Annotated in this window: 25 protein-coding genes and 1 riboswitch; of the genes, 10 read left to right on the top strand and 15 right to left on the bottom strand. The window is 47.8% G+C overall.

Annotated features, from left to right (window positions below; genetic code table 11):
- The first annotated feature begins 11 nt into the window (after positions 1-11).
- Positions 12-602, top strand: a complete 591-nt coding sequence (locus ACZ5ZV_RS18340; protein ID WP_464118658.1) for an FxsA family protein — start codon at positions 12-14, stop codon at positions 600-602.
- An 84-nt stretch (positions 603-686) separates the two neighbouring features.
- Here the strand turns inward: ACZ5ZV_RS18340 and ACZ5ZV_RS18335 are convergent, their stop codons facing one another.
- The gene (locus tag ACZ5ZV_RS18335) at positions 687-1,973 is read right to left on the bottom strand and encodes a penicillin-binding transpeptidase domain-containing protein (RefSeq protein ID WP_464118657.1); all 1,287 of its coding nucleotides are present in this window, start codon (positions 1,971-1,973) and stop codon (positions 687-689) included.
- A gap of 136 nt (positions 1,974-2,109) precedes the next feature.
- Here ACZ5ZV_RS18335 and ACZ5ZV_RS18330 point away from each other — a divergent pair, with 136 nt between their 5' ends.
- The 5 genes from ACZ5ZV_RS18330 to ACZ5ZV_RS18310 all read left to right on the top strand — a co-directional run bounded on the left by ACZ5ZV_RS18330 (position 2,110) and on the right by ACZ5ZV_RS18310 (position 4,770).
- Positions 2,110-2,718: a TetR/AcrR family transcriptional regulator gene (locus tag ACZ5ZV_RS18330; RefSeq protein ID WP_464118656.1), complete on the top strand. Its 609-nt coding sequence runs from the start codon at positions 2,110-2,112 to the stop codon at positions 2,716-2,718.
- Between the two features lie 91 nt (positions 2,719-2,809).
- Positions 2,810-3,154: a hypothetical protein gene (locus ACZ5ZV_RS18325; protein ID WP_464118655.1), complete on the top strand. Its 345-nt coding sequence runs from the start codon at positions 2,810-2,812 to the stop codon at positions 3,152-3,154.
- A 471-nt stretch (positions 3,155-3,625) separates the two neighbouring features.
- The gene (locus ACZ5ZV_RS18320; protein WP_464118654.1) at positions 3,626-3,994 is read left to right on the top strand and encodes a TraR/DksA family transcriptional regulator; all 369 of its coding nucleotides are present in this window, start codon (positions 3,626-3,628) and stop codon (positions 3,992-3,994) included.
- Between the two features lie 97 nt (positions 3,995-4,091).
- A complete protein-coding gene (locus ACZ5ZV_RS18315) occupies positions 4,092-4,226 on the top strand; it encodes a hypothetical protein (RefSeq protein ID WP_464118653.1) in 135 nt (44 codons plus the stop codon).
- 100 nt (positions 4,227-4,326) lie between these two features.
- Positions 4,327-4,770, top strand: coding sequence for a hypothetical protein (locus ACZ5ZV_RS18310; protein WP_464118652.1), 444 nt, complete (start codon positions 4,327-4,329; stop codon positions 4,768-4,770).
- Positions 4,771-4,828: 58 nt separating this feature from the next.
- Here the strand turns inward: ACZ5ZV_RS18310 and ACZ5ZV_RS18305 are convergent, their stop codons facing one another.
- The 9 genes from ACZ5ZV_RS18305 to ACZ5ZV_RS18265 form a co-directional block, all read right to left on the bottom strand.
- Complete coding sequence (locus tag ACZ5ZV_RS18305) at positions 4,829-5,413, bottom strand: uracil-DNA glycosylase family protein (protein ID WP_464118651.1); 585 nt, start codon at positions 5,411-5,413, stop codon at positions 4,829-4,831.
- Between the two features lie 99 nt (positions 5,414-5,512).
- Positions 5,513-6,010, bottom strand: coding sequence for a GAF domain-containing protein (locus ACZ5ZV_RS18300; RefSeq protein ID WP_464118650.1), 498 nt, complete (start codon positions 6,008-6,010; stop codon positions 5,513-5,515).
- A gap of 74 nt (positions 6,011-6,084) precedes the next feature.
- The gene (locus ACZ5ZV_RS18295) at positions 6,085-6,483 is read right to left on the bottom strand and encodes a hypothetical protein (protein ID WP_464118649.1); all 399 of its coding nucleotides are present in this window, start codon (positions 6,481-6,483) and stop codon (positions 6,085-6,087) included.
- Between the two features lie 148 nt (positions 6,484-6,631).
- Entirely contained in the window at positions 6,632-7,264 is a 633-nt protein-coding gene (locus ACZ5ZV_RS18290) for a hypothetical protein (protein ID WP_464118648.1), read from the bottom strand.
- Entirely contained in the window at positions 7,257-7,784 is a 528-nt protein-coding gene (locus ACZ5ZV_RS18285; RefSeq protein ID WP_464118647.1) for a DUF6036 family nucleotidyltransferase, read from the bottom strand. Before ACZ5ZV_RS18285 ends, ACZ5ZV_RS18290 begins: the two co-directional genes overlap by 8 nt.
- A gap of 109 nt (positions 7,785-7,893) precedes the next feature.
- On the bottom strand, positions 7,894-8,610 hold the full coding sequence (gene lexA / locus ACZ5ZV_RS18280) for a transcriptional repressor LexA (protein WP_464118646.1): 717 nt from the start codon (positions 8,608-8,610) through the stop codon (positions 7,894-7,896).
- A gap of 121 nt (positions 8,611-8,731) precedes the next feature.
- Positions 8,732-9,400: a hypothetical protein gene (locus ACZ5ZV_RS18275; protein ID WP_464118645.1), complete on the bottom strand. Its 669-nt coding sequence runs from the start codon at positions 9,398-9,400 to the stop codon at positions 8,732-8,734.
- 56 nt (positions 9,401-9,456) lie between these two features.
- The gene (locus ACZ5ZV_RS18270; RefSeq protein ID WP_464118644.1) at positions 9,457-9,798 is read right to left on the bottom strand and encodes a hypothetical protein; all 342 of its coding nucleotides are present in this window, start codon (positions 9,796-9,798) and stop codon (positions 9,457-9,459) included.
- A 106-nt stretch (positions 9,799-9,904) separates the two neighbouring features.
- Positions 9,905-10,126, bottom strand: coding sequence for a hypothetical protein (locus ACZ5ZV_RS18265; protein WP_464118643.1), 222 nt, complete (start codon positions 10,124-10,126; stop codon positions 9,905-9,907).
- A 168-nt stretch (positions 10,127-10,294) separates the two neighbouring features.
- On the opposite strand from ACZ5ZV_RS18265, the gene ACZ5ZV_RS18260 reads away from it, so the two are divergent.
- The gene (locus ACZ5ZV_RS18260) at positions 10,295-11,182 is read left to right on the top strand and encodes a M14 family zinc carboxypeptidase (RefSeq protein ID WP_464118642.1); all 888 of its coding nucleotides are present in this window, start codon (positions 10,295-10,297) and stop codon (positions 11,180-11,182) included.
- On the opposite strand, the gene ACZ5ZV_RS18255 is transcribed toward ACZ5ZV_RS18260, so the two are convergent.
- The 3 genes from ACZ5ZV_RS18255 to ACZ5ZV_RS18245 all read right to left on the bottom strand — a co-directional run bounded on the left by ACZ5ZV_RS18255 (position 11,179) and on the right by ACZ5ZV_RS18245 (position 13,586).
- The gene (locus ACZ5ZV_RS18255) at positions 11,179-12,048 is read right to left on the bottom strand and encodes an endonuclease I family protein (RefSeq protein WP_464118641.1); all 870 of its coding nucleotides are present in this window, start codon (positions 12,046-12,048) and stop codon (positions 11,179-11,181) included. The genes ACZ5ZV_RS18260 and ACZ5ZV_RS18255 overlap by 4 nt on opposite strands.
- Positions 12,040-12,137: riboswitch (purine riboswitch) on the bottom strand. Its footprint overlaps the gene before it by 9 nt.
- A 134-nt stretch (positions 12,138-12,271) precedes the next feature.
- On the bottom strand, positions 12,272-12,805 hold the full coding sequence (locus ACZ5ZV_RS18250; RefSeq protein WP_464118640.1) for a hypothetical protein: 534 nt from the start codon (positions 12,803-12,805) through the stop codon (positions 12,272-12,274).
- Between the two features lie 49 nt (positions 12,806-12,854).
- A complete protein-coding gene (locus ACZ5ZV_RS18245; protein WP_464118639.1) occupies positions 12,855-13,586 on the bottom strand; it encodes a hypothetical protein in 732 nt (243 codons plus the stop codon).
- A gap of 899 nt (positions 13,587-14,485) precedes the next feature.
- On the opposite strand from ACZ5ZV_RS18245, the gene ACZ5ZV_RS18240 reads away from it, so the two are divergent.
- A complete protein-coding gene (locus tag ACZ5ZV_RS18240; RefSeq protein ID WP_464118638.1) occupies positions 14,486-15,115 on the top strand; it encodes a hypothetical protein in 630 nt (209 codons plus the stop codon).
- A 40-nt stretch (positions 15,116-15,155) separates the two neighbouring features.
- On the opposite strand, the gene ACZ5ZV_RS18235 is transcribed toward ACZ5ZV_RS18240, so the two are convergent.
- Together ACZ5ZV_RS18235 and ACZ5ZV_RS18230 are read right to left on the bottom strand one after the other, a co-directional pair.
- Positions 15,156-16,112 carry an aldo/keto reductase gene (locus ACZ5ZV_RS18235; RefSeq protein ID WP_464118637.1) on the bottom strand — a complete coding sequence of 319 codons (957 nt, stop codon included), beginning with the start codon at positions 16,110-16,112 and terminating at the stop codon, positions 15,156-15,158.
- Between the two features lie 29 nt (positions 16,113-16,141).
- Positions 16,142-16,543 carry a hypothetical protein gene (locus ACZ5ZV_RS18230; RefSeq protein ID WP_464118636.1) on the bottom strand — a complete coding sequence of 134 codons (402 nt, stop codon included), beginning with the start codon at positions 16,541-16,543 and terminating at the stop codon, positions 16,142-16,144.
- Between the two features lie 151 nt (positions 16,544-16,694).
- On the opposite strand from ACZ5ZV_RS18230, the gene ung reads away from it, so the two are divergent.
- Positions 16,695-17,393, top strand: a complete 699-nt coding sequence (ung, locus tag ACZ5ZV_RS18225; RefSeq protein WP_262552824.1) for a uracil-DNA glycosylase — start codon at positions 16,695-16,697, stop codon at positions 17,391-17,393.
- Between the two features lie 170 nt (positions 17,394-17,563).
- On the top strand, positions 17,564-17,875 hold the full coding sequence (locus tag ACZ5ZV_RS18220; protein ID WP_262552825.1) for a hypothetical protein: 312 nt from the start codon (positions 17,564-17,566) through the stop codon (positions 17,873-17,875).
- The last annotated feature ends 4 nt before the right edge of the window (positions 17,876-17,879 follow it).

Raw genomic sequence — 17,879 nt, 5'->3', positions numbered from 1 at the left:
AAGGAGTCCCCATGCTGATGATTCCATTTCCTTTTGTGATAGCCGAGCTGGTGATTTTCATTCTGGCGGTTCAGAAATGGGGCTTTCTGAACACGTTGGGTTTGTATTTGTTGCCTTGTCTTCTTGGTTTTTTGATCGTGGCAACAGTGGGTCGTCTGGCGATGATGAATCTGCAAACCTCGATGATGCGTGGGCAGCTGCCTGCGAATAAGATTTTGCATTCCGGGGCCATATTCATTTCTGGATTGCTGTTTTTGATTCCGTCTTTTTTTGCACGAGTGGCGGCTGTGGTGCTGTTCCTGCCGGGTCTTCGTCATTTTGCCATCTGGAGATTTAAGTTCTATATGGCCAAGAAGATGGCTCAAGGGTCCGCGCGAGTGTTTAACTTTGGCGGCCCCTTCGGATTTGGCGCAGGCATGGGGACAGGCGGCGGTCCAAGCAGCTCTGGTGGCTTTAGGTACTATGAGTTCCGCAATAACGGGACCGGTTTTGAGGAAGTGCGGGAAGAGCGGGAGATCAACGCAGAAGTTCTGGATGTAACCCCGTTGGAAATCACTCACGATACGAAGACGGAAAAAAACAACCAAAACGGAGAGAGTTGATTCGGCACCCTTGAGAAAGTGGGAATAAAAAAAGCGAAATGAGGAGTCTCATTTCGCTTTTTGTTTTTCTGGCGTTGGTGAAAACTAGCGAGAAACGACGCGGCCGCCTTTGGATTGGTTGGAAACCACCGGGCCGAAGTATTTGCGGAACATGGATTGTCCCAGATGCGCTGATTTGACCGTCCAGAACTTTTTGTTCACGGTGATGGCGGCCACAGCGATCTTGCGTTCGTCATCCAAGGCGTAGCCGACAAACCAGTCTGTGCGGCCACGAGGGTTGTCACCTGTGAGGTGCCCCGTCTTGCCACCCATTTCAATTTCACGGAATTTGCGGTCTTTGGTGATGGGGCGGAAGGAACGACGGGAAGTTCCCGCGATTACAGTGCGCTCCATCAGTTCCCGAACTTTTGCTGCGGACTCTTTTGTCATGATGTGACCGTTGTTCAAAGTTGCGCCTTCGTACAGCGGTTGGCCTTTTTCATCCGTCATGGTGCGAACCAGATAAGGAACTACGACCTGACCATCGTTAGCGACAGAGGCGGCGATCATCGCACCCTGAACCGGGCTCATGCGGTTGGTTTTATTGTAGCCGGAAGCCACTTCGGCCATTTCAAAGCCCTTGCCGGGAGGAACGTAGGCCACACCCATTTCAACCGGGAAGTCTGCGGGGATTTCCTGATTGAACATGAAGCGGTTGGCGTATTCGTTCAGATCTTCGGGGTGAAGATTCTCGATGCTCAAGCGTCCAAAAGCGGTGTTAATAGAGCGAGCGAAGGCGTCTTTCAGGGTGATCACATTGGTCCAACGGGTCACTTTGTCAGAAAGAACGTTCTTCTTGTAAAGCGTGTAAGCGCCGCCATTGTAGCGGATCTTGTGTTCCGGGCTGACGCCAGCCTTATCCACGGCCGCGGTGGCGGTCACAACTTTAAATACGGAAGCCGCCGGGAAAGTGGCCTGCAGATTCAGGTTCGGGGCATGAGCGTCGTCGCGCTGATAGCTGGACATGGCCAGAACCTCGCCGGTCATGGCGTCGATCATAAAGATGGCGCCGTAATCCGGTTTATAGGCTTTTAAAAGGCGATCCGCTTCGCGCTGAAGAGATTCATCAATCGTGTAGCTGATTTTGACGGCCTGGTTGTCGCCATTCCATGGGAGTTTAAGAGACTCCGGCAGGTCGTTTGCGCGAATCTTTTCACCAAGAGCTTTGGCAAGCTGAGTGCGCTGTTCAAGTTGGGATTGGATTTTCTGATGAGCTTGGGCTTCCTGACTGTCGGCAGAGGACGTGAAACCCAGAAGAGAGTAAAGGCCTATCAGGCTGGCTCCAGAAAAAACGAGCAGTTTTAGCAACTTAGATTTGTTTTTAGATGACATTGTTTTATGGTAGCACCAATTTTTTAACGCTTTCAAGAGCATTCTCAGAAGAAGGCGCGGGAAATGCCATTCTGGTGCGCTTTTCGGGGCATTCTTGCGTGACTCTCGAGGGGACTTGGACTAAAGACTAATATACATGAAGACCAAAGAACGCATTCTCGTTACCTCCATTGAACTCTTCAATCGCAGCGGTGTGGTGGCGATCACGACCAATCACATCGCCAAGGCCATGGATATCAGCCCAGGCAACCTCTATTTTCACTATGACAACAAAGAAGAGATCCTGATTGAGCTGTTTAAGAGAATGGCGAAAGAGACCTACGACGTTTGGCGCCCCAGCCGCACCAAGAAATACACGCCGTTGGCCTTTATCAGCGACAACTTTGATCTTTACTGGCGCTATCGTTTCTTCCATCGTGAAATGTACGCCCTTCGCCGTAAGGATCAGCAGCTGGCGAAGATGTGGCGCAACCATATTCAAAAAATGATGAAATTGATGGTCATCCTTTACCGCCAATGGGTGAAGGACGGCAAAATGATCAAGATCGCCGAAGTCTCTGAAATGCAGTACATTGCCGAGTCTTTGTTGGCGATGGCGACCACCTTCCTGCAGTTCTTTGAATCCGCAGAAAAACAGCCCGGAAAGCGCAGTATCGAGCGTGGTAAACGCCACGTGGCCCGTCTGCTTTTGCCCTACACAGCTGGCGAAACCAAGAACGAGTTTGAAAAATTTCTAAAGTCCTAGCCTAAAATGTCACCTGAGAACGAATATAAGGCGTTCTCAGCTGGCAGACTCATTGCTTTAGGTCAGAGTCACCGACACGAAAGGCTCTGACATGAAAACGATCGCTTCCTTCTTTGCAGTTCTTCTTTTTGCTTCCAACTCTATGGCTGCAAGTCAGTGTGCTGAGCTGAAGGCGGAACTGAAAGCCATGCAAAAGGCGCAACAGCAGATCATGGCAAGTCTTGTGAGCAATCACGAAACTTTCGCGTCTTCGATGGAAGAATATTCTGTATCTGTGAAATCGGCGCAGGGGGCGACCGTTAAGTCGGTTTCTCAGGATATGGATGATTCCGCCCAAGCCTTCCGCAAGCGCGGTGTTCAGGGGAAAAAAATGGCTGCTCAGCTCAACAACGCCACGGGGGATTTGTTGGCTCGAGTGGCTTCCTGTCTTAAGTAATTAAGACGTTATTCTATAAATACATCCTGTGGGATGGGCTTCTCGGGGGAGAGTCCATTCTGAACTCGAAGGCGACCGAATGAAGTAGGTCGCCTTTTCTTTTGATTTTCGACGGTCTCGCCTGTGTCGATGCGCAGTTTTTCTGAATCAGTTTGAGAAATTGGGGGCTCTTCAGGGGTCTGCTCTTTTCTTTTCTTTAAGCCTAAGGCTAGAATATAACGCGTCGCAATTATGAGCCTGGATGTAATCAAGCTTCAGGTTATAATTGTAAGAAGATGACTTAAGAGTGAAAATCTGCGGTCGTTCGCTATGGCGCTTCCATGGCCACAGTCAGGGAATCGTTAGGGTTTACAACGCTTTATTTAATTTTAAGTTAATGTAAGATTTTTTACTTGCAAATTTTACAGGTGTAGAACTTAATAGGTCAGTTCCAAATTGGCACTTAAGCTGGAAGGAACTCGAGGGGGCAATATGGCTATCTCTGAAAAGCTTGTCAGCGAATGCAGACAAAGACTTTTGCAAACGAAGCAAGATATCCTCAACAGAGTGAAAGAAGCTCGTTTGAACTTGGATCAGAATGAGGAAAAAGGCGGGGACGAAGGGGATCAAACCGTTCGTGTACTGGCGGAACAGGAATTCCTCAGCATGCATGAAAGAATGCGTGGGCAGTTGATGGAAGTTGAAAGCGCTCTAGCTCGCATTGAGGGCGGTACTTTCGGTTACTGTGAAGAAACCGAAGAGCCTATCGAGCCGGAAAGACTTCTGGCAATTCCTTGGACTCGCCTAAGCATCGAAGGTGCTGAGATTCGCGAATCCATGAATAAGCGCTACGCTCGCTAGTTTCATTAGCAGCGTTATAACAGTTTTAGAAATTCTCGAGGGGAAAAGGGGATGGGCACGAGTGTGCAGCATCCCCTTTGTTTTTTGGGGGCGGTCGATGAAAATAGCCCATTCGACTGCGTTGTCGGTGGCTGTCCTCGCTTCGACGTGCTTGGAGCACGCCTGCGCTGCGGGAGCCGCCTCCGCCTTGCGCCTGGGCTATTTTGATCAACCTTCTAAGTTTGTTCTGTGAATACCTGTAAAATTACCATGAGTTAACTCATTGCGTTGGCGGTGAGGGTGGGGTGTGCTATAAGCGCCTCATTCAAAAGTCATTAATAAGGAGTTAAACGATGAAAGTTCTTTCTGTTGTGGCGGCATTGTTGGTCACATCTTCTGCTCAAGCCTGGAGTGATAAATACGTAGACGTTAAAAATGGTCGCACCGTGGCGGTTGAGGCTGTGGGCGCTTCCAGCCAGGATGGCATTGTTTCCTTGCGCGTGGTTGTTAAAAACCAAGCTTTGAATTTGATCGATCCAAAAGCTGCGGTGACTTCTGAACAAGATGGATTCACTTGTGATGTTCAGCGCGTGATCCTTTTGAACAGCTCGTTTGATTCTGCAACGAAGACATTTACACAAGATTATGAAGTGAAAGTGGCTTGGACTCCGGGTGCGGACTGGAGCTCTTGCACAGTTCAGGTGTTCCATCCCTCTTTGCAGTCCAACAGTGTGGTTCTCTATGTTGAAGGCTCTGGATTGTCTCCAATCGAAGAGCGTCCCAGCGATTGGTACTAGTTCTTCTTTTGCATCTTAGTGAGTGAACTTAAAAACCGCCTGTTCAAGGGCGGTTTTTTTATTTTCGATCTTTAGCAAAAGCCTTTTGAACCAGCTCCCTTGCTTCAGACACGACTTCGGCCTCAAACCATGGATTTTTCCTAAGCCACAAGTTGTTGCGCGGGGACGGATGAGGCAGAGGAATATGGCGGGGATAAAAGCTCTTCCAGTTCTGCACAATCTCTGTCAGCCCGGCTTTTTCTAACGGTAGGAAGTGCTGAATCGCATAGTTCCCGATCAGCAAATGCAGATCGATATTTGGCAAGTGCTCCAAAATTTCATTCATCCATTTTTTCGCGCATTCCGGGCGGGGTGGCAGATCTCCGGACTTTCCTTTGCCGGGATAGCAAAAGCCCATCGGAACAATCGCGACTTTTTCAGGGTTATAGAAGTCCTCTTTTGAAATCCCCAGCCATTCGCGCAGGCGATCCCCACTGGCATCATTCCAGGGAGTGTGAGAATCATGAGCCTTAATTCCCGGTGCCTGTCCGGTGATGAGGATGCGTGCTTGTGGGGAAAAATTCAGAATCGGTCGGGGAGGCAAAGGCAGATGAGCTTTGCACAGTTTGCAATTGCGAATTTTTTTAAGAAGTTCGTCGCTCATCGAGTTATCCCTGCCATCAAATAGCAGCATATCTGAGATCAGTGCCTGACAGGGGCCGGACCCGGTGAATTTGCACTAAAGGCGGGGTTCACGGGATCGTCAGGCAAAAGTCGCAGGCCACTGAGTGCCTTTTATGAGGATATCTGCAAACTGCTCCAGACCTTTTTGATCCTCGCTATCAAAGCGATTCAGGATCGGGGCATCAATATCCAGAACTCCCAGAAGGCGGCCATTGTGAATGAGTGGAATCACGATTTCCGAGCGCGAAGCGCTGTCGCACACGATATGTCCTGGAAACTGATCGACGTCCGCGACAAGTTGAGTTTGCAGTGTCTTCGCCGCTGTCCCGCAAACACCTTTGCCGATCGCAATACGTGTGCAGGCTGGAAGTCCCTGGAAGGAGCTTAAAAGTAATTCGTCATTGTGAAGTAAATAAAATCCCACCCAGTTGATGTCGGGCAGATGCTGCTTCAGTAGTGCTGCGAAATTTGCAAGATTCACGAACCATTCTTTTTCACAAAGTCCCTGCGCTTCGGAAAGAAGTTCTTTATAGAATTTGGCTTTGTCGGAATAGTGGATCGTAGGGATGTTGTGCATGGTTGAAGTTTATCACGAAAAGCTCTGTCAAAAAAGAAGGCCCGTAAGTTCTACGGGCCTTTGTGTAGCCTGCCTTATTGTTTTAGAAATTCTTTGATCTTATTGCAAACGGGCTTTGCCTTAGAGCTTTTGACGGAAATCTCTTCCCCATCAATTTCTGCTTTGCAAGACACGTTGTCGTGTTTTTGAAAAAAACGCAGACAGGCATTGTGAACTGCCTGCACCCGCTCAATAACTATAGAGTAAGGGGCACCGATAGCCACCATTCCATCAAGGCGTTCGCTTTCTCGAACAATATCATTGTACTTGGATACATAATCATCGCTGCAGTTACCCGCGGCATCTACGCTGGCATTGCCGACCTGCTTAACTGGCGCTGTATGAACATCGGCTCCGCCGCCACCGCCCCCCGCACAAGCTGAAAGAGCCATCAGTGCCGCCAGAACCCCCAAAAGTTTGATTGTTGTTTTCATAATAAAGCCCCTTGTCCCCATCCCGAATCCAAGAATCCGGAATTTGTCTTAAGAAAATAAGCCGGAATTCTTGGTCCGGACCGCGTATATCCTAACTGGATTACTCGGAGGACCTAAAGAGCAAGGGGGGTGCCATGGTTTTTGGGAGTTATGCCATAGCCAAGGAGTATTCTTTAAATATTCGATGGGCGGGTTCATAGGTGCAGCCCAACGTTTTAGAGATCTGATAGGGTGTTTTCATTCCCGCCTCAATTGCAGTAATGATGTCAGCTCTCCAGCAGGAGCCGAAGAGAAGGCGGTTTCGGTACTGGGGATTCTTTTTTGCTAGACGCTCTTGCGATAATACATCCGAGGCTCTGATTCGGATGGAACCTTTTGGTATCAAAAAACCGTTCTCGCGAAAATGGGGTTCTTCACCCTTTAAGGCAATAGAGCTTAAGGCCAGCTTTACATCACCTAAAGCAATAACCTCCTTAGGTTTTTTTATAAGTCTTTTCCATTGATGGAATCCTAAATTTGCCGCGCATATCGCAATAGCAACCAGCCATGGAGAGAACGCCTTCTTCTGGAGCTTCATGAGCTTTTCGATAATCACATAGTCACCATGGACGGCAACCCAACTGCAAAGTAATGAGAATAGGCGCCCATCGTGAGGAACTTCCAAAGAGGCCTCGTACAATGTGCCTTCAAGATCCAGCCACTCTGCGGAAGAGCCAGCTTTTGTATTGGCAAGCTGTATTCCCATGTAAGCAAGTTTGCGATCAAGAGCGGAGCTATTCATACCCCAGTGCCTTTCTTAAAGCCAAAAAAGCTTCTTCCACATGGGCAGGCCATAGTGGATTGCCATCGCGAGCCTTCACCCACTCGATGGACTCCAGAAGCTCTTCTTCAGTGGGCTTCATATTCTTGAGATCTTCAAGGTCAGGATATGTTCGATCACAATAGGCGAAAAGTTTGGACTTGAGAAAGTCGCTGCGACCTAAGGCTTCTAGGTAAAGAGATTTGCCTTGATATAAAAGTTGAGTTCTTGTTCTCCACCCAGATGGTAAGTCTTTCTTAAGAGTAATAGGCCCGTTGTTGAGCCAATTGGGATCAAGTTCGAGATCATCTCTTTGCTTAGTAAAGAGATGAGAAGCTTCTTTGATTTCAACTGGTATTTCGGGATCTAAGCAATCTACGTCCTTGGTAGTTCGGCCGGTAATATCAAGGATGTTAAGAGCTGCACCACCAATAATAACGGCATTAAACTTCAGACCGAGATTATGTAAAAAAATATCGAACTCTTCGATAATGGTTTTCATAGACATATTGTACCACACAATACTTATAAAAGTAAAAATTAGATCTAAATATATAAATATATTGAGTTTTTATATAAAAATTAATGATGAAGATATGGTAAAAGTAGCGTCAGAATTTACGGATCAAGCCGACGACGATACCGCGGATTTCTACTTCGTCAGGGGAATACCACATGGATTTCATGGTGGAGTTGGAAGGGCGTAGTTCCACCATCTTATCTGCGGCCCCAGTTTCCGGGCGGGGACGCAGATAAAAGCGCTTCACCGTGGCTTCATTATCTACAGTGGCCACAATGATATCGCCGTTGTTGGCAGAATCTTGTTTCTGAATCAGGATAATGTCTTCATCAAAGATCCCGTCTTCAATCATGGAATCACCCTGCACCTTCAGTGCAAAGGACTTGGAAGGATTTCGGACCATGGAAGGAGGAACATCCACGAACTCGTCGTGTTTGATGGCTTCGATAGGTTGACCAGCCGCCACTTTCCCAAGAAGGGGAAGTGACAGGACCTCATCACGAGCCTGGAGGAGCTGAGTGCGAGGAGATCCTGTCTTCGTCGAGACTGATTTTGATTGCAGATGCTCTTGCACTGCCGAGGCAGAGTGAAGCACCTGAATGGCTCGCTTCAAGTTCTGGGGATTGGAAATGTATCCCTTGTTCGTCAACTGCTTCAGATAGTTCTGAACTGAGTTGAATGAAGCCAGACCGAAGTGATCCTTGATTTCCTGATACGACGGTGAAACTCCTGAGCTTAAGATGTGTGCCTCGATAAACTCGAGAACAGATTTTTCTTTCGGCGTCAGTGGGGGGAGGGGCGTTTTCATCGTCATAACTTACATATGAACTTACAGTGTAAATTATATGTAAGTCAATAGCCTATTTTCAAAAAAATAAAGGACCGGCCCAAGGACCAGTCCTTCCTCTTTTTAGCGCCCAGAATGGCTTCTATTGGCCTTTAGGGGGTGCTGGAGGAGGCTCGGTGGGCTCCAGTGCCTCGCGCGTGCTATGGCGGCGAGCAGCATGACGGTCCTTGCGGGCCGTGTCGATCACCTTTTTGGTCGAAGCATCCACAGGTTTATCCAATGTTTTCAGGATATCAGCGATGCGGATGATGTTACTACTCCAGTCAGTAAAGATGATCTGATTGGTAGCGGGAACAGTATTCATCTCGCCGTCACGGGACGGAAGAACGCGCACATCGCGCATGATGTCCTCTGCAGAAATGTGTTTTAGCTTCACGATCCACGCCACCATTCTTTGCGGCGTCACAGATGGAACCTCTGTCGTGACGTCAATCAGGTCACGCTGAATATTGCGGGCGGATTTCACGACCATCACATCAGCTTGTTTGGAAATAGCAAAGCCATTCGTGGAAAGTGCCAAAGACAATTGATTGAAAGCTTCAGGCAGCTCGACAGGTTCCTGATTGAAAATAGAGACCTTTCCGCGCACACCGGGATCAAGGATGAACTTCTGACCAGAGGCCTTCGAGTAAATCTCGATCACCTTGGAAAGCTCTTCGTTATTGAAATACATTTTGATTTTATCGGCGGCATGAGCCGGGGACACAGAGAATAGGCAAATAAACAATGCACTGCTGACGTACTTAAGCATGGAACCTCCTGCGTCTTAAAGGCTAGGAGGGGGACCAAGGAACGGCAAGTCCAGCTTTAGAGCTGAGCTGCCAAGCAAGCGGCCAAAATTTCTTCGGCATAAGGGGAAAGCACCATACGGGAATGTCCCTGATGGTTTTTTTGTTCTGTATAAAGATCGGCAGAGTCCGCCATACGCTCAATCATACAGCCCGCACGGTGCCGTTGGACTTCCATTTTGACCAGACAAGTGCGGTTGCGAAGAGAGCAGCGAATATCCTCGTAATAAACGCCAGGATTGAGGTTTTCTTCGTTCAAAGTTTTTAGGATTTGAGCTTTGTCCTGGGTGGAAAGAAAGGCGTGAGCGGGAGAAGCCACGAAAACCAAGAGAGAGAAAAGTGTTGCGAGAGTTGTGTGCATAGAAGCCTCCTTGTCATGAACTGTTACTTCTTAATCAACAGTTCTAACAAGGGCTCTATGATGAGTAAAAGGCATAGAAAGAATTCAGATATGCACGTAACGAATACTATTCGTTACGGGGGCATTCTTTTTTCTCGTCGTTGCAGGCGGGTTTGATATCAGCAATGACTGGTTGTGACTCCGAAGCCACTTGACGGGTAATCACAGGGACGGTTGTGGTATTTTTGGCGTGGCTAACCGGGGCCATCGAGCAATTCTGATAGAAAAGTATCACTACAGGATTTATCACCAGCATCGCCACGAAACTAAAACTGCCCTTGTTCATCATACAGCCTCCACACTGAGTCCTAATGGTCACACCCTTTCTTTTACGGACGAAAGCCTGCAAGACTTTAGTCAATTTGTAAGGATTCTCACCTTGATTCAAAAAAAGGCACTTTCTCATCTTGAGAGAATCAAAAGACCCGGAGATAATGGCTAAGTGGTGAAGAGGCCTATGAAAGCATTTATCTTGAGCGCAATTACGTTGATGTCATTGGGAGCAACAGCCGCCGATGTTCCTGATCTTCAGCAAGAATGTATGAACCAGCTTAAAAAATTTCCGGGCGCGTGGGACGACAAACTTCTGAAGCAAGCTTGTGACAAGGTCCAAATTGATTCCCAGTGCATGAGTGCTGAGGGGCGGCCGATCTATCACTATGAAAAACTGGCATCGACTCCGGGTGCAAAAAAAGTTTTGGTTTTCAGTTTGATCCACGGAGACGAAACTCCGGCGGGAACTGTGGGCCGCTACTGGATGGAACGTCTTGAGGGTATTGATCCGCGCAACTCTTGGCGTGTGATTCCGGTGCTGAACCCTGATGGCGTGAAATACAAAACCCGTTTCAATGCCAATAAGATTGATATCAATCGCAACTTCCCAACAAAAGATTGGGAGGCAGGGGCCCTGACAGCGTGGAGACGCTCCACAAACTCAAATCCTCGCCGTTTCCCGGGAAATCAAGGGGGCAGTGAGCCTGAAACCAAATGTGCGCTGAAACATCTGGAAGATTTCCAACCGGACTTTATCGTGTCTGTGCATACGCCGTTGAAGGTTTTGGATTTCGATGGACCGAAGGTGGCGCCGCCGCCGAAGTTTGATTATCTGCCTTGGAAGTCTTTGGGCAATTATCCGGGAAGTCTGGGCCGTTATATGTGGGTGGAAAGACAAACACCTGTGTTGACGATGGAGTTAAAAGAAAATCTTCCGCCGAATCTGGCGCCGTTTGAGCAGCTTCAGGACATTATCGGCTCTTTAGTGAAGCTGGAAACGGGCAAAAAAAAAGAGGAGACATCAACCGTCTCCTCTCCAACTAACTTTTTACCTGTCGCACTTGAACACTAGAAATCGTTGATGGAATCTTCCAGGCCAGCGAAATCGATGAATGGATTTCTATTTCCCTGCATTCTGTGAATCTCGTCATTGCGATTCAGTTCTTCTTCGTCGATAGGATCTTCTTTGGACCATTTACGAAGAGTGGCTTCCTGACGGGAATCAATAGCCAAGTCATAACGAATTGAGAAGTAGAACAACGCGCGAGCCACGTTGCCGCGGTGATTTGCTGGTGGTTCAAACACATCGCCGCTGCCGGAAGCTCCGCGACCGAAGCGGGACACTTTGCATTTCAAAGTCTTTCTGTCCTGAACAACTTCGCCGAAAGGATTGTTGCCGCGAACAGAGTTCATTTCGTTGTCTGTCGGGAACAAGTGGTGCATGTCAGCTTTTTGCATATTTTTGTTATGACGGCCAGAGAAGCGGCTTTGTGGCCAGGTGTGCTCTGTATTTACGATGTTGCCGTCGGGAATAGTGCCTGGGTGAGGGCCGTGACCACCGCGGAAGTCGTCAGAAGTTCTGATCTTGTCACAGTAAACATCTTTGATTGCGTAGTCGCCATTGCCTTGGTCAACCAAGTAGAAGCTGCCCAGAAGGAAAGTGCGGGCGCCGTCGTAGCCCAAGGAAACGTGCTGATAGCAGTTTTGACCGTTGCAGCCGTTAACGATCTTGTCATAGCTGCCGTTCACGCGAAGGTGGAAACTGCGAAGGACAAATTGAATGCTCTTTTTTAGGTCGTCGTTGGAAATTCCACTTCCCAGGTCGCGGTGGAATTGTTCTCCGTAGTAAGGCACATCGTTTGACGCGGGAGCTGCGATTGCAAACTGTCCGCAAAGTGTCGTAACAAGCACCAGAAGAGAAATCATTGTGGCCTTCACTAAAACCTCCATAGTCAGGCATTTGAGGTGCCTGGTAGAAACGCTGCGCCCTATTCGCAACATATACGGGGAAAAACACAGTGAAGTTATTTCTAAAAGATCTGCGCCTTGCAAGAAGTTAATGAAAACTAACCGTTTACAAACAAATTAGCGCGGCGCAATGGTGACTTTAAACAGAAGATTTATCGGAAATGGGGCCAGTAAGACCCCAATTACGGAAGGACTAACGGATTCTTTCGCATTGAAGATTCAGATCCCAACGGGTTTCCCAATTGTTCTGGAAAATCAAAGCGGCTTTGCGGGATTGAACGACAAGGTGGGCTTTCATCGTTCGTTTATCCAACGCCAGGTCAGAGCGAATATCAGGATCATATGTCAGTGAAGAGCCTTCTATAAAGGACTGCATCTTTAAACTCTTTGCATCTTCCTGCAGTTCCTTACCGGCAAAAGCCAGGCCCGTATAGAAGGATTCAAAGAAAGTTTCATTCATGCCCGCATCTTTGTTGTAGGGATTGTTGTGCTGAGAAAGCGGAACCCATTTTAATTCCACATGGGCATAACGCTGACCATCCAGGTAGGGGACATTCCCGATGCACATCTCAAGTTTGTGCAGTTCACGGGATTGCAGCTCTTCAGTGCTGATTGTGCAGGCGTATCCTTTGTCGGATTTCCAGCCAGAGGAAAGGAATTTTTCGCACTCGTGAGACCAGGATGTTGCAGGAAGAAGTGCCAGAGTGGTGACTAAAAGACGTTTCATTTAAATGACTCCAAAGAAAAGCCCCGAAACTGTGTCGGGGCCTTTTACTTTATTTTTGTTGCAGAATTTGCTGACAGATTTCAAACGAACCTTTCCAGTAGCTGGAACTGTTGCGCAATGTTTTTACGGGTCCAAGGTTTACAGACACAGTGATGTCGTCCACGGAGCTAAGGCTGGAAGAGTTCACAAAAGATTCACACTGTTTGTTGATGTCCAACAGGCTGTAGCCACGGAACATGAAGCTTTGCTGTTCAATCGTTCCGATGTATGCAAGTTCGGAATTGTCGTAAGTGATGCCGGACTTTCTCGCGACCTCAACGATTTGATTGCAGACTTGTGCTTCACCCTTCCAATAGCTGGAAGAATTTCTTAGTTTTTGCACAGGTCCGAAATCAATACTGATGTTAATGTCATCCACACTGGAATTGCCGATTTGATTTTTAACGAAGTCCGTACACTGTGTGTAAAGGCTCAGCAGATTTGTGACTTCAAAAGTGAATCCTTTGTTTTCGATATCACCCCGCACAAGGTAACGTGCGCCACCCGGAGGAGGCGGTGGTGTTGGCGGTGCAGGATTGCCTGGATAAGGGTTCGGGCGACCACCACGGGCAATCAGGGTTTCAATGGCGCTAAGTTGCTCCAGAACCTGTCTTTGCGTTTGATTGTCCAGACGAGTGGCATTCTGGCGAATCAGTTCGTTAACACGTGCACTGCGTTCGTAAAGACGACCGCTTAAGTCCTGCTGAGCTAGGGCCGCCGAACAGGTGACCGATACCAACATTCTTATGTGTGAGACGGAGGGTGAATTGCACCATGTGTGCCAGCTAAAATGACCCCATCTCTGCCATATAAGCGGCCTTTGGGGTGTAAGTGAAAAAAATACGGGACCGGATATCGGATAGGCACGGATATTCTTTTGTCGGGTTTTCGGCTGGATCCGGGAACCTAGTTGGTTTTTGCAAGTGATTTTTCATAACGTTGTTTTCTTGTCAGCACCCCCTTCTGAAATTTCCTTGGCAAGCACAGGCCGCCATACGTCGACATCCTCATTGAGCAATTGTGCATAGATTGCTATGGCTGAGTTGCCGTTCATAAGCTCCTTTTACACTCTCTCCGGAGTTGCAATTACTTTTGGCTCTTTGTGATCAAGATGTATCACTTGTTATGGATAAAAGTTACTTCAGCGACAACGACTTCTGGAGGAACTCGGAAGCGAACTGGAAGAATACTGTTGCCAGTCCCGCTGGTAACTAAAAGATGATGTCCATCTTCGTGGATCAGTCCGTATCGGTAGCGATCTTGGTATTGTGAAGGGACGATAGGTGAGTTCAAAATTGGAAAGCTCACTTGCCCGCCATGAGTATGACCAGCTAACACGAGAGCAATATTTTCAGGAAGGCGTGGAAATACATCGGGATTGTGAGTGATGGCGATGGTGGGTAGATTTGTGCTCTTGTACTTTGCAATGTAGTCCCAAAGGTGCTCATCTTCCCAATAATCACCTAGTCCAATAAGGCGGAACTTGGCTTCTTTCCAATCCAGATCAAGATGCTGATTATCTATAAGTTTGATTCCATTTAAAATTAAGACCTTTTCGATTTCTGTTTTCTATCTTTAGAAGTGGTTGACGTATCTCCTGTTATTATTGATCAAACACAACAATATCCTTCAGAGGGTGGCATGGTTACATACTATGTGTATCTTTCTACGGAGCCGACAGCAGATGTGACAATTACTGCAAACTCACCAGATCCTGAAGTTACTTTCTCAACGAGTAAGAAGGAACAGAGATCGTCACAAGTGTCGTTGACCTTCACTTCTGCCAATTGGAATGTGCCCCAGGCTGTTAGTCTTTTAATTTCTGACAACTCTGTGGTGGATGGCGAGAGAATTGTTAAAATTACTCATACAGCTTCTGGAGGAGATTACGAGGCCGTTCGAGTACCCGATGTGTTTTTGAATATCTACGATAATGATTACGGCAATCTTTTATTTGATATTCCTCAGATAGATCTCTCCATTAATGGAGGACAAGGGCAGTATGGTCTGTCTCTTAGTGCTGAACCTGCGTCGGATGTTCAAGTCGTAATTGATACAACTGTTTTGAAGGTAAATGGAGAGTTGAATGATCCAGTAGTGATTACGTTTACTCCGGCCAACTGGAATCAAAATCAGTACATTACTGTGGAGGTTCCGCCCGGAGCTCCGATCACGGCAAATGATTATTATCACTTAAATCATACAGTGAGCGGAACAGGACCTTATGGAGGTCAGAACGCCGGAATGGTGTTCTGGATAACCGAGTATTAGAAAGTAACAGAGAGGCGTCCGCGAGGACGCCTCTTTTGTTTTAGTAAGCAAAGATCTTTTTGATTTCTTTGTCGAGCTCTGGCGTGATTTCGACTTTGAGAGCTCCAAGGTTTTCTTGTAGTTGTTCGATGCTGGTGGCTCCCAGGATCACGCTGCTGACGCCGGTTTGGGCGGCTGTCCAGGCCAGGGCCAGTTGGGTGCGACTGCATTCCAGTTGGTCGGCGATCTTTTTTAATTCCCACACGCGTTGGCTGTTCTTTTCTGTGTAGAAAGTATCCTTCAGCCAGTCGATGCGGGACAGGCGGCCTTCGGTGACGCCTTTGTCGTATTTTCCCGTCAGCATTCCTGATGCCAGTGGGGACCACGTCACCAAGCCCATGCCGTGTTGCTGAGCTTTCGGTTGCACGTTGGTTTCAAACTTATCGCGCACCAAAAGATTGTACTGGGGTTGTTCGACTTGCGGTTTGTAGTAGCCGCCTTTGTCGCAAATATCCATGGCTTCCTGAATTTGTTCTGCGGTCCATTCGCTGGTGCCCCAATACAGAATTTTTCCGTGATGAATCAGGTCATCCATGATGCGCACAGTTTCTTCAACAGGCGTTTCCGGGTCATAGCGATGGCAGAAGTAGATATCCAGGTAGTCTGTGCCGATGCGTTGCAGGGATTTATTCACAGATTCCAGGATGTGTTTGCGGGAAAGGCCCTTGTCGTTGATGTCTTCGCTCATCGGCCAGAAGACTTTCGATGAAATCACCAGCTCATGGCGAGGGAAGTCTTTCAGGGCTCCACCCATAATGCGTTCGGATTCACCTTTGGCGTAGATGTCAGCGATGTCGAAGAAATTGATTCCGGCTTCGTAGGCCACACGCAGGATGCTGCGAACAGAAGTGAAGTCTTTGACGGTTCCACCGAACGTGGTCCATCCGCCCAAAGAGTAGGCGCCGATTTTTAAACCGCAACGACCGACGCTGCGATAAGGCATATTGGGATTGAACATGAGGGCCTCCTTGCAGAAGCCCCATTATCTTAATGAAGAACTGGATGTTGCAAGTAATGATTGATTTCAATAATTCGGTCTTGTTGGCTGACCACGGAATCTTGAATCGCAATCAATTTTTGCATCAAGTTGTGTTTAGCCATCCGAATTGCTTCGAAGATGTCCTCGTGAACACCTTCAGCCTCGGCCTTCGCGCCGCTTTCGTTCAAAACGATCGCAATGCGATACAGCTTCTTTAGTCCTTCCTTGGTGAACTCGCGACCTTCTGTTTCATACTGGAGCGCAAGTTTTCTCGGGTCCCGGGCTACGACAGCGACCACTGTTTGCGGAGTCACAAAGTGCTCGAACTCCGCGATCTGCTGGTAGATAAAGGACTTAACCTCAGGATTTTGTTCAATAAGCTCAATGGTGGGGTTGAGAAGGGTCGTCATAGGCGGCCTCCTTTTCCTCGTAGTTATAGTGTAACAATGGGGTCGAAATTTGTCTGGTCAAGAAGGTTGGCACCTAAAAAATAATTTGAAATCGAATAGGTTTGCATTAGAATCCCGAACCTGGACCATAGGCTTGTGTCAGATTGAGATAATGGAAAACACGAAATCCGAAATCAAATTAGACTCATCTTGGAAGCAGCATCTTCATATGGAGTTTGAAACAGACCGTATGAAGAAGCTGAAAAGTTTTTTGACCGCTGAATACAAGGCGGGGAAAACCATTTACCCGCGTGGTGATGAATATTTTGCGGCTTTGAACCTGACCCCTTTTGATAACGTGAAAGTGGTCATCGTTGGTCAGGACCCTTATCATGGTCCGGGGCAGGCTCATGGCCTGTGTTTCTCGGTGCGTGATGGGGTGCGCTTTCCACCGTCGCTTCAGAATATCTACAAAGAGCTGCACAGTGATCTGGGGCTGCCGATTCCTAAGAGCGGATCTTTGATAAAATGGGCGGAACAGGGTGTGCTTTTGCTGAATGCAGTTTTAACTGTTGAAGACGGCAAAGCGGCGGCCCATCAGGGTAAGGGCTGGGAAGAATTCACCGACAAGATCATCCATGTTCTGAATGATGAAAAAGAAAATCTGGTGTTCATTTTGTGGGGCTCTTACGCGCAAAAGAAGGCCTCGTTCGTGGATCGAAAAAAGCATCTGGTGCTGGAGGCTGTGCATCCGTCTCCATTGTCGGCACATCGTGGATTCTTCGGGACAAAACCGTTTTCCAGGGCCAATACCTATCTGAAATCCAAGGGGCTTGGCGAAATCGACTGGGATTTGACGAAGTCGTCCTAGTTTCCTTTTTTAAAACAGCAGCTCTCATCCTGGTACGCTGAGGAATTCCTTTGGAAGGACACCAAAGGAATTAAATGGATTTTTGCATGTAAAACAGTGCAAAAGCTCTAGCTATGCCCGCGCGTCTTGGTTAAGATTAAAGAAGAACTCTAAATCTAAAGGAGTGGATCATGAAGTGGCTTCTTGTGGTGGCAATGATGTCCCTGGGGTTGGTGGTCTCTCAAAAGGCGGAGGCCGGTCCGGCGATTCGCATTATTGCCAGCGTGGAAACTGTCAAAGTGGCTGACGTGGTTAGAAAACTGCGCAGCGATAAGGACGGTGTTAAGGTGATGTTTAGCAAGCATCAGGGGTCCTACTACCTTCCGAAAAGCAATCCGCATTATGCGGATCTTCTGAAAAAACTTGAGTCCAGTCTGAAAAGCCAGAAGGCCGTGGATGTCACTGCGGAGCAAGGTCAGCTCAATATTGTTGATGTAAAATAAGCCC

The sequence above is a fragment of the Bdellovibrio sp. HAGR004 genome (assembly GCF_055397015.1).
Note: the sequence above shows the minus strand (reverse complement) of the source record. Positions and strands in the feature narration are given on the sequence as shown.

Excerpts from the sequence above, each read along its gene's own strand:
- ACZ5ZV_RS18340 (WP_464118658.1), top strand. The coding sequence starts at position 12 with ATGCTGATGATTCCATTTCCTTTTGTGATAGCCGAGCTGGTGATTTTC.
- ACZ5ZV_RS18335 (WP_464118657.1), bottom strand. The coding sequence starts at position 1,973 with ATGTCATCTAAAAACAAATCTAAGTTGCTAAAACTGCTCGTTTTTTCT.
- ACZ5ZV_RS18330 (WP_464118656.1), top strand. The coding sequence starts at position 2,110 with ATGAAGACCAAAGAACGCATTCTCGTTACCTCCATTGAACTCTTCAAT.
- ACZ5ZV_RS18325 (WP_464118655.1), top strand. The coding sequence starts at position 2,810 with ATGAAAACGATCGCTTCCTTCTTTGCAGTTCTTCTTTTTGCTTCCAAC.
- ACZ5ZV_RS18320 (WP_464118654.1), top strand. The coding sequence starts at position 3,626 with ATGGCTATCTCTGAAAAGCTTGTCAGCGAATGCAGACAAAGACTTTTG.
- ACZ5ZV_RS18315 (WP_464118653.1), top strand. The coding sequence starts at position 4,092 with ATGAAAATAGCCCATTCGACTGCGTTGTCGGTGGCTGTCCTCGCTTCG.
- ACZ5ZV_RS18310 (WP_464118652.1), top strand. The coding sequence starts at position 4,327 with ATGAAAGTTCTTTCTGTTGTGGCGGCATTGTTGGTCACATCTTCTGCT.
- ACZ5ZV_RS18305 (WP_464118651.1), bottom strand. The coding sequence starts at position 5,413 with ATGAGCGACGAACTTCTTAAAAAAATTCGCAATTGCAAACTGTGCAAA.
- ACZ5ZV_RS18300 (WP_464118650.1), bottom strand. The coding sequence starts at position 6,010 with ATGCACAACATCCCTACGATCCACTATTCCGACAAAGCCAAATTCTAT.
- ACZ5ZV_RS18295 (WP_464118649.1), bottom strand. The coding sequence starts at position 6,483 with ATGAAAACAACAATCAAACTTTTGGGGGTTCTGGCGGCACTGATGGCT.
- ACZ5ZV_RS18290 (WP_464118648.1), bottom strand. The coding sequence starts at position 7,264 with ATGAATAGCTCCGCTCTTGATCGCAAACTTGCTTACATGGGAATACAG.
- ACZ5ZV_RS18285 (WP_464118647.1), bottom strand. The coding sequence starts at position 7,784 with ATGAAAACCATTATCGAAGAGTTCGATATTTTTTTACATAATCTCGGT.
- lexA (WP_464118646.1), bottom strand. The coding sequence starts at position 8,610 with ATGAAAACGCCCCTCCCCCCACTGACGCCGAAAGAAAAATCTGTTCTC.
- ACZ5ZV_RS18275 (WP_464118645.1), bottom strand. The coding sequence starts at position 9,400 with ATGCTTAAGTACGTCAGCAGTGCATTGTTTATTTGCCTATTCTCTGTG.
- ACZ5ZV_RS18270 (WP_464118644.1), bottom strand. The coding sequence starts at position 9,798 with ATGCACACAACTCTCGCAACACTTTTCTCTCTCTTGGTTTTCGTGGCT.
- ACZ5ZV_RS18265 (WP_464118643.1), bottom strand. The coding sequence starts at position 10,126 with ATGATGAACAAGGGCAGTTTTAGTTTCGTGGCGATGCTGGTGATAAAT.
- ACZ5ZV_RS18260 (WP_464118642.1), top strand. The coding sequence starts at position 10,295 with ATGAAAGCATTTATCTTGAGCGCAATTACGTTGATGTCATTGGGAGCA.
- ACZ5ZV_RS18250 (WP_464118640.1), bottom strand. The coding sequence starts at position 12,805 with ATGAAACGTCTTTTAGTCACCACTCTGGCACTTCTTCCTGCAACATCC.
- ACZ5ZV_RS18245 (WP_464118639.1), bottom strand. The coding sequence starts at position 13,586 with ATGTTGGTATCGGTCACCTGTTCGGCGGCCCTAGCTCAGCAGGACTTA.
- ACZ5ZV_RS18240 (WP_464118638.1), top strand. The coding sequence starts at position 14,486 with ATGGTTACATACTATGTGTATCTTTCTACGGAGCCGACAGCAGATGTG.
- ACZ5ZV_RS18235 (WP_464118637.1), bottom strand. The coding sequence starts at position 16,112 with ATGTTCAATCCCAATATGCCTTATCGCAGCGTCGGTCGTTGCGGTTTA.
- ACZ5ZV_RS18230 (WP_464118636.1), bottom strand. The coding sequence starts at position 16,543 with ATGACGACCCTTCTCAACCCCACCATTGAGCTTATTGAACAAAATCCT.
- ung (WP_262552824.1), top strand. The coding sequence starts at position 16,695 with ATGGAAAACACGAAATCCGAAATCAAATTAGACTCATCTTGGAAGCAG.
- ACZ5ZV_RS18220 (WP_262552825.1), top strand. The coding sequence starts at position 17,564 with ATGAAGTGGCTTCTTGTGGTGGCAATGATGTCCCTGGGGTTGGTGGTC.